Genomic DNA, 12342 nt, shown 5'->3' with positions numbered 1-12342 from the left:
GATTTCCGGCTTGGCCGACTCGATAATTTCTGGATACAGCGCATCGCGTTTTTTTTCTGATAACTTTTTCGAGTCGGCCAAGCCGGAAATCGGCTTTGACGGATCAAGAATCACGGCGGCGGCAACCACCGCACCGATCAGCGGTCCCCGCCCCACTTCGTCCACACCTGCAATCAATTCGACCGGCGGCAATACAAAATCAAAGCTTGTCTGCATGAATCAATTCCAATACCGCATCGGCGGCACGCACACTGGCGTTTTGTTTAAGACTCTGGTGGATGGCATAAAACGCCTGCACAACCGTTTTCGTTTTTTGTTCATCACTCAAATAAGACAACACCGCCGGCCCCATATTTTCCACGCTGGCCTGCTGTTGTAAAAACTCAGGCACCAACGCCTGGTTCGCGAGAATATTGGGCAGCGAAACATGTTTCACTTTGGCCATGCGTTTCATCAGCCAATGGGTTAACGCCGACTGGCGATAACACACCACCATGGGTCGTTTCATCAGCGCTGCTTCAAGCGTGGCAGTACCTGAGGCCAGCAAAATCACATCTGCCGCCTGCATTACCTCTCGGGAACGCCGGTCCACCAGCGTCAGAGGAAGCTCCAGTCCCATTTCCTGCTGAATCTGCTCGAACAACTCGCGAGTACGCGACGTTGCCAGCGGCACCACAAAATGCAAATCACTGCGCTGAGTCAAACACCACTGCGCGGTTTGCAACATCACTGCGGTCAGTTTTTTCACCTCACTGCCGCGACTGCCGGGCAACAAGGCAACGATCTTTTTATCCTGCGGCAATCCCAGTGACTGACGCGCCAATTGGGGATCTGAATCCAGCGGAATGTCATCCGCCAGACGATGGCCGACGAAACGAGCCGGCAAACCATAACGCGCGTAAAAATCCACTTCAAACGGAAACAGCGTCAGCATTAAATCAATGCTGCGAACTATTTTGTGCACCCGGTTTTCCCGCCAGGCCCACACCGAAGGACTGACATAGTGCACCGCCTTTATGCCGGCCTGCTTGAGTTTTCGTTCCAGGGTCAAATTAAAATCGGGCGCGTCAATCCCGATGAAAACATCCGGTGGATTGTCGATAAAGTACTGAATCAATTGTTTGCGTATGCCCAATAATTCGCGCAACCGCCCCAGCACTTCGGTCAGTCCCATCACCGACAAACGCTCCATGGGAAAACGGGAATGAAATCCTTCGGCCAGCATCAGCTCACCACCAATTCCTTCGAACTGGGCATCAGGATAACGGTTTTTGATTTCGCGGATCAGACCCGAGGCAAGGATGTCGCCGGAGACTTCTCCGGCGACCATAGCAATGCGAAGAGGGCGCTCGCTCATCGACGCTTAGCGAACGATGCCGCGAGTCACGTTTTGCAGAAAATCAACCATGACCGCCAATTCGGCACACTGTTTGGCCTCTGGCTCGAGCATCTCAATCGCTGTTTTCAGCGTGTGACCCTGACGGAAAACCACACGATAGGCGTCCTTAAGGGCTTTCATCGCCTCGGGAGAAAATCCGCGACGACGCAAACCTTCGGTATTCAGGCCGTGGGCTTCCGCCATGTGACCTGACACCATCACGTACGGTGGTACGTCTTTGGAAATAACGCTGTTCATTCCGGCAAAACAGTGCGCACCAATGGCGCAGAACTGGTGCACCAGGGTGAATCCACCCAAAATCGCGAAATCGCCAACGCGCACATGACCTGCCAGCGACGCATTGTTCGCCAAGGTCACATTGTTGCCAACAATACAGTCATGGGCGATGTGCACATAAGCCATGATCCAGTTGTCATTACCAATTTTGGTAATGCTGTTATCCTGCACCGTACCACGGTTAATGGTACAAAATTCACGAATGGTGTTGCGATCACCAATCACCAGTCTGGTAGGTTCACCGGCGTATTTTTTGTCCTGTGGCTCATCGCCAATGGAGGCAAACTGAAAAATTCGATTGTCGCGGCCAAGCGTGGTTGGCCCATTAATCACTACGTGCGGACCAATCTGGCAGCCATCGCCAATTTCCACATCCTTGCCAATAACCGCATAGGGACCAATGCTGACATTGTTACCAATCCGCGCACTCGGGTCGATGATGGCTCTTTCATCAATCACGCTTAGGCATCCCTCTCTGCACACATCAAATCGGCGCTGGCCACCACTTTGCCATCGACACTGGCTTTGCCCGAGAATTTCCAAATACCGCGTTTGTCGGTGATGTACTCAACTTCCAACACCAACTGGTCACCTGGAATCACTGGCTGTTTAAAACGGGCGTTGTCCACTGCCACCAGATAAAACAGTTTGCCATCACGACGACCACCGGTCGCTTCGAACGACAACAAACCCGTTGCCTGAGCCAGCGCTTCGATAATCAACACACCCGGCATCACCGGTTTTTCGGGAAAATGGCCAACAAAAAATGGCTCGTTAATGGTAACGTTTTTGATCGCCTTGAGCGACTTGCCAGAATCAAACTCAACCACCTTGTCCACCAGCAAAAACGGGTAACGATGGGGCAGCAGCTTGAAAATCTCGTTAACATCAAAACGGTTGGGAGTACTACCCATTATTTCTCATCCAATTTCGCTTCCAGTTCCTTCACGCGTTTTTCCAATTTTTCCAAATTACGAAAACGCACCACATTCTTGCGCCACTCACGGTTTTCTTCTGCCGGCAAACCGGACGAGTACAATCCAGGCTCCTTGATCGAGCGGGTCACCATCGCCATTCCGGTAAAGTGTGTATTATCAGCAATTTCGATGTGTCCCGCCACTCCAGAAACACCACCAATGGTGACCCCCTTGCCGAGGGTAGCACTGCCGGCGATGCCAACGCAGGCGGCGATGGCGGAGTTTTCACCAATGTAAACGTTGTGAGCGATGTGCACCAGGTTATCGATCTTCACGCCACGGCAAATGACTGTATCTTTCATTGCCCCACGGTCTATCGCGGTATTGGCACCGATTTCTACATCATCCTCCAGCACCACGCGACCCAACTGGGGAATTTTGATCCAGCGCCCATTTTCATTCGCATTGCCAAAACCATCACTGCCAATCACCGCACCGCTGTGAATAATGCAGCGCTGGCCGATGACCGTTTGGTGGTACACACTGACATTGGGGTACAAACGACTGTTGGCACCGATCACGCTGCCCTTGCCGACAAAGCAATTGGCGCCGATCAACACGTTTTCGCCCAACTGGACATCGTCTTCCACAACCGCATTGGGTCCCACGTACGCGCCAGCACCCAGCACTGCACGCTCACTGACCACCGCCGTCGGATGCGCGCCCTGTTCAGGCGCAGGCTCGGCGGTAATCAGTTGCGCCAGCTTGGCATACGCCGCCAACGGTGATTTGACCACCAACGCGTTGGTTGGACAGTCAGCCAACAAATCATCGGTTAGAACCACGACGCCGGCGGAAGTTTCGCCCAGGTATTTTTTAAATTTCTGATTGGAGACAAACGCCAACTCACCCGCCGTCGCCTCAACAATGTCGGCCACGCCGTGAATCAAACAAGCAGGATCACCGTGCACACGGGCACCTACATGATCAGCCAATTGTTGTAGAGTAAAAGCCAACGCTCAGTCCTCAGTATCCACTATTTCTTTTTGCCGGAAAGGTAACGCAACACTTCGTCAGTCACATCATAGCTGTCTTTGACGTAAACCACGCCCTCGGCCAGCAACAAATCAAATTTTTTCTCTTCTGCGTACGCGCGAATACTGTCCACCAGTTGGCGCTGTAAATTTTCCACCAATTCGCGACGCTTCATCGCCAGGTCTTCACGGAACCCATCCTGGTCGTGTTTGAAGTCGCGCTGTTTGGTCAGCACTTCCCGCTCGAGCTTGGAACGTTCAGCCTCGCTCATGATCGAGCCGTCACGATTCAGACGCTCTTCCAGCTTGCGCAAACTGGCCTGGGTCGCCAGCAGTTCACGCTCACGAGGTTCAAATTCACGCTGCAGTGCATCGCGCGCGGCAATGGCAGGAGGAGACTCCTCCAGAATTTTGGGCACATTGACCACGCCAATTTTCAAATCCGCGGCCTGCGCCCAAGTCGAACCCAAGACCAGGACCACCAGCAGACCAAATACCGATTTTTTCACGTTGACACTCCTGTCTGTTTAGAACGGTGCACCGATAGAGAACTGGAAGCGCTGCGTCTGATCACCCTCTTCGGTCTTCAACGGCCAGGCCCAGCTGAAACGCAATCCACCCACCGGGGTAATCCATAACAGTGACGCACCATAAGACGCTCTCAACTGCTCAATATGCGCAACCAGGCTGCGCGCATCACTGCCGTCGCCCCACACATTACCCGCATCAATAAAGGCGCTCAACCGGACGGTACGATTATCCTCGGACATGGGTGGTGGGAACAATAGCTCCATGGTACCGGTTGCCTTGCGGTTACCACCCACCGTACGGTCATTGATGTCATCCTTGGGACCCAGGCTGAAATCACGGAAACCACGTACGCTCTGTCCACCACCGGCGTAGTAATTCTCATAGAAGGGTAGCCGATCCGTATTTCCCAAGCCATCACCATATGCCACGGTACCATCCAGGTGGAAAACCACCGGACTCCACAATTGCCAGAACAACTGCTGACGGTAGTTGACCTTGTAGAAACTGATATCCGCCGCCGGCAGCGCGATATCGGTCGAAATGTTGATATCGGTGCCCTTCTCCGGGAAAACAATGCGATTTCGCGTATCGTACGACCAGGATGCTGTCAGGGTAAAGGTATTGAAGGTAGTACCAAAATCATCGGTAAAACGACGATAGGCACTGGCCGCCGTACTGGCAATATCGATATCGGTATGATCATAACCCAGCCCCACTCGCGCCGTCCGGTACTCGCTCATCGGGAAACCGAAACTCATGCTGGCGCCGTACACGTCCGCCTGATAGCCCGAGATCCGGTTGGTGGCCGAGGCATTGGTCTCGTTCAGATACAAACTGATGGTGCGGCTCACCCCGTCCAGGGTGTAGTACGGGTCTGTCAAACGGAAGCTGTATTTGCGATTGATGTCGCTGTTATTGACCTCGGCACTGACCGATTTACCCGTTCCCAGGAAGTTGTTCTGGTTCACGCTGGCGGACAAAATCATGCCCGAGCCCTGCCCATAACCCATCGACGCAGTAATACTGCCTGAGGGCCGCTCGGTCACGGAAAACACCACGTCCACCAGATCGGGACGACCGGGAACAGAAAGGCGATCCACATTCACCTGATCAATAAAGCCGGTACGCTGAATGCGTACCTTGGAGCGATTAATCTTGGAGGTGGAATACCAGCCACCTTCCAACTGACGCAATTCGCGACGCAAAACCTCGTCCTGGGTTTTGCTGTTACCGATAAAATTCACCCGCCGGATATAAACACGCTTGCCCGGATCGACGAAGAAGGTCAGCTTGACGGTTTTGTCGTCTTCATTAATTTCCGGTATCGCATTTACGTTGGCAAAGGCATAGCCCTCTTCGCCCAAACGCTCGCTAATGCGCGTACTGCTTTCGGTAATCAGTTTGCGGGAAAAAACGTCGCCGTCCTTAATTTCGATCATGCCGCGCAATTCTGCTTCGTCCACAATCAAATTACCGGACAAACTGACGCCAGCGACACTGTACTTGCTGCCCTCGTCAAGATTAACGGTGACATACACATTGCGCTTGTCTGGCGAAATACTCACCTGAGTGGATGAAATATCAAAATTGATGTAGCCACGATCCAGATAGTAGGAACGCAGATTTTCCAGGTCGGCAGCTAATTTCTGCCGGGTGTACTCCGCATCCGACACCAACGAGTCACCGATCTGATAAGGATCGGTTTCAAAACGGCGCATCAGGGTCGCCTTGTCAAACGCATGAAAACCGATGATGTTAATGTCGCGCACCAGCGCCACATCACCTTCGTTAATTTCGATCTCAATCGAAACCCGGTTACGTGACTGTTCTTCAACCTTGGATTTGATGCTGACGCCGTACTTGCCCAAGGCAAAGTACTGGCGCTGTAACTCCTGTTCAACCTGCTCGAGCAATGAGCGGTTAAAAATCCGCCCTTCCGCCAAGCCAATTTTCTTTAAACCATCTTTGAGCTGATCGGTTTCAATTTTTTCATTGCCCGACAGTTTGATTTTGGCAATGGAAGGCCGCTCGACAAACCTGACCACCAGCACGTCACCATCGCGATGCAAACTGACGTCGTCGAAAAAACCGGTTTTGAACAAGGCGCGCAGCGCCTCATCAGCCTTTTGTTGATTCAGCGTACTGCCTTTTTTGACTGGCAAATAATTGAGCACGGTCGCCTCGGAGATCCGGCTCAGATTTTCCAAGCGAATCTCTTTTACTTCGAACGACGTCAGTGCAGCAGAAGACAACGTCGACCACAACAAAAGCGCCAACAGCAACCCGATATTTTTCTTCATTTTTTTAAAATCAATGACGCTCTAGCTAAACAGCCGGTTAATGTCGTTGTAAAGGGCAAGAAACATCAAGCCACCCAACATGATAATGCCGATTTTTTGTCCCATCAGTTGAGCCTGCTCGGAAACCGGACTTCCCTTTATAATTTCAATCACATAGTACATGAGATGGCCGCCATCTAAAACCGGCACCGGCAACAAATTCAAGACTCCAAGACTCACGCTCACAATCGCCAGAAAGGAAATAAAGGCAACCAGACCAATTTGCGCCGTCTGGCCTGCGTAAGTGGCAATGGTTAATGGCCCGCTGATATTTTCAATCGATGCTTGCCCACCAACATTTTCCACAACATGACCAGCGTCATCACCGACATGTCCCAGGTTTTTTCTATCGCGACAGGAATGGCTGCCAACACGCCATAGCGCTGAACGGCGCGGAATTCACTGATCAATTCTTCAGGAACATCGGGCATGGCTCCCACGCGACCAATCGGCCCAGTAGGTGACTCCACCGTTGCCGGTGTCACGGTCAAATCCAGCGTCTGGTTCTGGCGCAATATTTTCACTGCCAGTGCCTGGCCAGGATGCTCGCGGACATAGCTCGCCCAGGCCTCCCAGTCTTCAATCACCAGACCGTCGACCTCAATAATCTGGTCACCGGACTGCAAACCCGCCGCATGCGCGGCACCACTGGTCTGCACTTCCGCCAGCACCGCCGGCAAAAGCGGCCGCAGCGGAGAAAAACCCAGTGCCTGCATGAAATCTTCATCCAGCGCATCTGCTGTCAAACTGCTCAAATCCAGCTGCAATTCGCGCTCGCTCATGTCCTCGCGCTGAACCGTCACGTTAAGTACGGATTGATCCAACACTCCTTCCATCAGCGTCAAGCGGACGTTTTCCAGGGTCGGCATTGGTTCGTCGTCAATCGACAGCACCAGATCACCGTGCGCTATCCCCGCCTGGGCAAACAGCGATCCCGGCTGCACCTCACCGATCAACGGCTTAACCCCCGGCACGCCCATCATGAACAGCGCCCAGTAGGCCAGAATGGCAAAGGCAAAATTGAACAAAGGCCCGGCAGCAACCACGGCAATGCGAGTGGACACCGGTTGACGATTAAACGCGCGATGCTGCTCTTCGGGCAGGACTGGGCAGTCCGGATCACGCTCGTCCAGCATTTTGACGTAACCACCCAAGGGAATGGCGGCAATCACGTACTCGGTTTTGTCCTCGCCGCGAACTCGACGCCACAGCGGAAAACCAAAACCGATGGAAAAACGCAGCACCTTGACACCGAGTTTTTTCGCCACCCAATAGTGGCCAAACTCATGTATCGCAATAAGCAAGCCCAAGGCGACAATGAAAAACACCAAGGAATATAAAAAATTATCCATGCAATTACCCCTGTCAGAGGCGAGCGATGTGCTCCAGGGCTATCATCCGAGCCCTCTGATCAGCACCAAGAATACGTTCAAGATTGTCAGCGTCCGTCACCGGAACGTCCGCCAACGTCTGCTCAATAACCTTTGGAATATCCGTAAACCGGATAGTTTCATTGAGGAAGGCATCCACCGCGATTTCGTTCGCCGCGTTTAATACCGTGGACGCGGTTCCACCTGCGCGCAACGACTCATAGGCCAATCGCAAACATGGAAAACGCGCAAAGTCTGCCGGACGAAAATCCAGCCGCGCCACTTTGAAAATATCCAGATCCGCCACGCCAGAACTCATCCGCTCCGGCCAGGCCATGGCATGGGCAATGGGCGTACGCATATCCGGATTGCCCAACTGGGCCAGCACCGAACCATCAGTGTACTGCACCATGGAATGAATCACGCTTTGCGGGTGAACAACGACTTCGATCTGATCCGCATGGGCATTAAACAACCAATGCGCTTCGATGACCTCCAGCCCCTTGTTCATCATGGTCGCCGAATCCACCGAAATTTTACGCCCCATGCTCCAGTTGGGGTGCGCCACCGCTTCGGCAGGTGTCACCGCATCCAGAGTACTGATGTCTCTGTCACGAAATGGACCACCTGAAGCGGTTAACAAAATCTTGTTGATGCCCATGCCAGCCAGATTGCCGGTCATGCGTGGCGGCATGCATTGAAAAATAGCATTATGTTCGCTGTCGATGGGCAACAGCTCCGCGCCATTTTTCTCGATCTCGTCCATGAACAACCGACCGGACATGACCAGAGCCTCTTTGTTGGCCAACAGCACCCGCTTGCCACTGCTGGCTGCCGCCAGTGTCGGTGCCAAGCCGGCCGCCCCCACAATGGCAGCCATGACGTAGTTCACTTCCGGCAGACTGGAAACATGCTTTAAACCACTCTCGCCGCTGAGCACTTCGATATCACTCAAACCCAGAGTCCGTAAACGATTGCGCAGCTGTTGCGCATGGTCGGCACTGGTCATCACTGCGTAGGCCGGGTTAAAGGCTTGGCACTGCTCCGCCAGTTTTTCAACCTGGGTATTCGCCGTCAACGCCACCACCCGGTACTTGTCCGTATGGCGCGCAATTACATCAAGGGTACTGACACCAATCGAGCCAGTAGACCCCAGCACGGTAACTCCGATCAAGCAACGACCTCCAGCGCCCAAATACCCAACGCAAACACCGGCGCGGCCGCCGTCATGCTATCAATTCTGTCTAACACACCACCGTGACCGGGCAACAAGGTACCGCTGTCTTTCACGCCTGCACGGCGCTTATACAGGCTTTCCATCAAATCACCTTCCACAGACAACAGCACGGTGATCAAACTCAGCAGCACAAACAGGCCCAGAGCCTTGCCACTGTCATAGCCAAGCAGCCAGCCACCGATCAGCGCAAACACCAAACTTGCCAGCACACCGCCCAGCACACCTTCGATGCTTTTACCTGGGCTAACAAACGGTGCCAGCTTGCGTTTTCCAAATTTTCGGCCAGCAAAATAGGCCCCGGAATCGGCACCCCAAATGAGCACCATCAACATGATCAACAAATACGGCCCATGCTCGCCGAGACTGTGCAAATACCCCAATGCAACCCAGGTCGGCACCAATATCACCACCCCATGCAGAGCATTGACCAGCCAGTTTCGCGTCTCTACCCCTGGCTCACCGCGGTAACGCACAATGCGTCCGATGCCCCATAGCCACCAGACCAGAGAAACCGCAAACAATACTAGCGATGCCGAACCGTACTGCAAAAAGAAATAGCCGTTGAGCACCAACGAGGCGATCACGACCACAAAGACGATGCGATGAGATTGGGCTTTCCAGCCAACCAGACGGGTCCATTCCCAGGCTCCCTGCAACACAAACAGCGCGAGTACGGCAAGGAGGTACGAAGTGGGCAATCCCAAAATGCCCCATATCACCAGCGGAATTAAAATGGCCGCGGTTATCAGTCGTTGTTTAAGCACCCGCCACCTTCTCTACCTGATCGCCGGTGCGACCAAAACGACGCTGACGCCCCGCAAAAGCAAGCAGCGCTTGCGCAAACGCGTTCTTGTCAAAATCCGGCCACAGCGTTTCGGTAAAATACAACTCGGTATACGCCAATTGCCACAGCAGGAAATTACTGATTCGTTCCTCACCACCGGTGCGGATAAACAAATCAGGCTCGGGCAAATCCGCCAAGCAAAGATATTCGCTCAACGAATCCTCATTGACCGCATCAAGCGACTTTCTGCCCGCGACCACATCTGCGCACAGTCGTTTTGTCGCCTGGGTAATATCCCAGCGGCCGCCGTAATTGGCGCAAATCACCAGAGTCAGACCGTCATTACCCGCCGTCATTTCTTCGGCTTCAGTAATGCGTGCGCGCAGCTTATCGGAAAACGCGTCCAAACCACCAACCACGCGCAGACGCACATTGTTGCGACTCAGTTTTTTGACTTCGTGCTTCAACGCCGTTAAAAACAACTCCATCAGCACACCGACTTCTTTCTCCGGGCGCTGCCAGTTTTCGCTACTAAACGCAAACAGGGTCAATACTTCGACCCCGTGCTCACCACAAGCAGAAACCACTTTGCGGACAGACTCAACGCCGAACTTGTGTCCAGCGAAGCGAGGCAAGCCCCGCTTTTTCGCCCAACGTCCGTTGCCATCCATAATAATGGCAACATGTCTTGGAACTTGGCCCCGCTTCACCAGCTCGACCAGGTCTGTTTCTCGATAGCTACTCATACTGTTCCAATAAAAATGAACGAGAACACATCGGTCGGAAATTAGATTTCCAGCAGCTCTGCCTCTTTAACCTTCAACAGGTCATCCACTTCGTGAATATACTTGTCCGTAATTTTTTGAATCTGATCCTGGCCGCGACGCTCTTCATCTTCGGTGATGGTTTTTTCTTTGAGCTGCGCCTTAACGTCAGTCAGCACGTCACGGCGAATATTGCGGATGGCCACTTTGGCACCCTCGCCTTCGCTCTTGACCACCTTGATCAAATCGCGACGACGCTCCTCGGTCAGCGCGGGCAAAGGCACGCGCATGATGTCGCCATTAACCACGGGATTCAGCCCCAGACCAGAAGACATTATGGCCTTCTCGATAGCCTTCACCATGCTCTTTTCCCACGGTGCAACCGTGAGTGTGCGTGCATCGGACACGTTCACGTTGGCCACCTGGCTCAACGGAACCTGGCTACCGTAGTATTCAACGGTGATATTGTCCAACAGCGAGGCGTTGGCACGGCCAGTCCGGATTTTAGTCAAATCGTGTTTGAATGACTCAATCGTCTTCTTCATCCGCTTTTCAGCGTCTGTTTTGATACGCTCTAACATTACTCCCCCGCGTCTACCAGTGTTCCTTCGTCTTCGCCCATGACGACACGCATCATGGCACCCGGTTTACTCATATTGAACACGCGGATCGGCATTCCCTGATCGCGGCACAGCGCAAACGCTGCCGTGTCCATCACGTTCAGTCGATCACCAATCACACGATCATAGCTCAAGCGCTTGTACAGCTTGGCATCAGGATTTTTCATCGGATCATCCGAATAGACGCCATCTACCTTGGTCGCCTTCATCACCAGATCGGCATCAATTTCAATGCCACGCAAGCTGGCTGCCGAATCGGTGGTAAAAAATGGATTACCCGTTCCTGCCGCAAAAATAACCACGCGACCTTTTTCAAGGTGGCGAATGGCGCGACGACGAATGTAATCTTCGCAAATCTGATTGATTTTTAGTGCTGACATAACACGGCAATACATACCGCGTTTTTCCAGGGCATCTTGCATGGACAGTGCGTTAATCACCGTAGCCAGCATTCCCATGTGGTCACCGGTAACGCGATCCATACCCGCAGCGGCCAAACCGGCACCACGGAAAATGTTACCGCCGCCAATGACCAAACCCACCTGCACTCCTGCGTCCACCAGCTCACGGATTTCATTGGCGATGCGACTGGAAACAACGGGATCAATGCCATATTCGCCATCGCCCATGAGTGCTTCGCCACTGAGCTTCAGCAAAATGCGTTTGTATTTAGGTTGAGTCACTGACGACGATCTCCTGTTCAGCAATTAGTTGCCACGTACCTGAGCCATAACTTCTTCAGCGAAGTTATCCACGGCCTTCTCGATACCCTCACCAACGACGTAGCGCTGGAAGGAAATCACTTTAGCCTTGGCTGCTTTCAGCAACTGACCGACGGTTTGCTCTGGGTCCTTAACGAAAGGCTGGCCTTCCAGGGTATTTTCCTTGAGGAACTTGGTAATACGACCGTCCACCATCTTAGCAATGATGTCTGCAGGCTTGCCACTGTCTGCCGCTTGAGCCATGAAAATTTCACGCTCTTTCTCGATCAGATCGGCAGGCATCTGGTCAGCTGACACGCAGTTTGGCTTGCTGGCTGCGATGTGCATCGCGATGTCCTTGGCCAGTGCT

At 53.0% G+C, this 12342-nt stretch carries 13 protein-coding genes and 1 pseudogene; all 14 read right to left on the bottom strand.

Annotated features, from left to right (window positions below):
• The coding region (locus OEW58_13350; GenBank protein ID MDH5302334.1) for a hypothetical protein at positions 1-216 on the bottom strand (216 nt) is incomplete at its 3' end.
• A complete protein-coding gene (gene lpxB / locus OEW58_13345) occupies positions 200-1357 on the bottom strand; it encodes a lipid-A-disaccharide synthase (protein ID MDH5302333.1) in 1158 nt (385 codons plus the stop codon). The genes lpxB and OEW58_13350, both read right to left, overlap by 17 nt.
• A 6-nt stretch (positions 1358-1363) precedes the next feature.
• The gene (gene lpxA, locus OEW58_13340; GenBank protein MDH5302332.1) at positions 1364-2134 is read right to left on the bottom strand and encodes an acyl-ACP--UDP-N-acetylglucosamine O-acyltransferase; all 771 of its coding nucleotides are present in this window, start codon (positions 2132-2134) and stop codon (positions 1364-1366) included.
• Positions 2135-2136: 2 nt separating this feature from the next.
• Positions 2137-2589 carry a 3-hydroxyacyl-ACP dehydratase FabZ gene (gene fabZ / locus OEW58_13335; protein ID MDH5302331.1) on the bottom strand — a complete coding sequence of 151 codons (453 nt, stop codon included), beginning with the start codon at positions 2587-2589 and terminating at the stop codon, positions 2137-2139.
• Positions 2589-3608: a UDP-3-O-(3-hydroxymyristoyl)glucosamine N-acyltransferase gene (gene lpxD / locus OEW58_13330; GenBank protein MDH5302330.1), complete on the bottom strand. Its 1020-nt coding sequence runs from the start codon at positions 3606-3608 to the stop codon at positions 2589-2591. Before lpxD ends, fabZ begins: the two co-directional genes overlap by 1 nt.
• 20 nt (positions 3609-3628) lie before the next feature.
• Positions 3629-4135 (bottom strand): OmpH family outer membrane protein, encoded by a 507-nt coding sequence (locus OEW58_13325; GenBank protein ID MDH5302329.1) that lies wholly within the window; start codon positions 4133-4135, stop codon positions 3629-3631.
• Between the two features lie 18 nt (positions 4136-4153).
• Positions 4154-6457: an outer membrane protein assembly factor BamA gene (bamA, locus tag OEW58_13320; protein ID MDH5302328.1), complete on the bottom strand. Its 2304-nt coding sequence runs from the start codon at positions 6455-6457 to the stop codon at positions 4154-4156.
• A 21-nt stretch (positions 6458-6478) separates the two neighbouring features.
• Positions 6479-7848, bottom strand: a pseudogene (gene rseP, locus OEW58_13315) (sigma E protease regulator RseP).
• A 13-nt stretch (positions 7849-7861) separates the two neighbouring features.
• The gene (gene ispC, locus OEW58_13310) at positions 7862-9040 is read right to left on the bottom strand and encodes a 1-deoxy-D-xylulose-5-phosphate reductoisomerase (GenBank protein MDH5302327.1); all 1179 of its coding nucleotides are present in this window, start codon (positions 9038-9040) and stop codon (positions 7862-7864) included.
• The gene (locus tag OEW58_13305; GenBank protein MDH5302326.1) at positions 9037-9867 is read right to left on the bottom strand and encodes a phosphatidate cytidylyltransferase; all 831 of its coding nucleotides are present in this window, start codon (positions 9865-9867) and stop codon (positions 9037-9039) included. The genes ispC and OEW58_13305 overlap by 4 nt, the downstream gene beginning before the upstream one ends.
• Complete coding sequence (locus OEW58_13300) at positions 9860-10633, bottom strand: isoprenyl transferase (GenBank protein ID MDH5302325.1); 774 nt, start codon at positions 10631-10633, stop codon at positions 9860-9862. Before OEW58_13300 ends, OEW58_13305 begins: the two co-directional genes overlap by 8 nt.
• A 41-nt stretch (positions 10634-10674) precedes the next feature.
• Positions 10675-11232, bottom strand: a complete 558-nt coding sequence (gene frr, locus OEW58_13295) for a ribosome recycling factor (GenBank protein ID MDH5302324.1) — start codon at positions 11230-11232, stop codon at positions 10675-10677.
• Positions 11232-11954, bottom strand: a complete 723-nt coding sequence (pyrH, locus tag OEW58_13290) for a UMP kinase (protein MDH5302323.1) — start codon at positions 11952-11954, stop codon at positions 11232-11234. Before pyrH ends, frr begins: the two co-directional genes overlap by 1 nt.
• A gap of 24 nt (positions 11955-11978) precedes the next feature.
• A partial coding sequence (gene tsf, locus OEW58_13285) for a translation elongation factor Ts (protein MDH5302322.1) occupies positions 11979-12342 on the bottom strand: 364 nt, incomplete at its 5' end.

The organism is Gammaproteobacteria bacterium (assembly GCA_029884425.1).
Lineage (GTDB): Bacteria > Pseudomonadota > Gammaproteobacteria > S012-40 > S012-40 > JAOUHV01.
Note: the sequence above shows the minus strand (reverse complement) of the source record. Positions and strands in the feature narration are given on the sequence as shown.

Bases quoted from the DNA above. Each gene is read 5' to 3' on its own strand.
- lpxB (MDH5302333.1), bottom strand. From the start codon at position 1,357: ATGAGCGAGCGCCCTCTTCGCATTGCTATGGTCGCCGGAGAAGTCTCC.
- fabZ (MDH5302331.1), bottom strand. From the start codon at position 2,589: ATGGGTAGTACTCCCAACCGTTTTGATGTTAACGAGATTTTCAAGCTG.
- bamA (MDH5302328.1), bottom strand. From the start codon at position 6,457: ATGAAGAAAAATATCGGGTTGCTGTTGGCGCTTTTGTTGTGGTCGACG.
- OEW58_13300 (MDH5302325.1), bottom strand. From the start codon at position 10,633: ATGAGTAGCTATCGAGAAACAGACCTGGTCGAGCTGGTGAAGCGGGGC.
- frr (MDH5302324.1), bottom strand. From the start codon at position 11,232: ATGTTAGAGCGTATCAAAACAGACGCTGAAAAGCGGATGAAGAAGACG.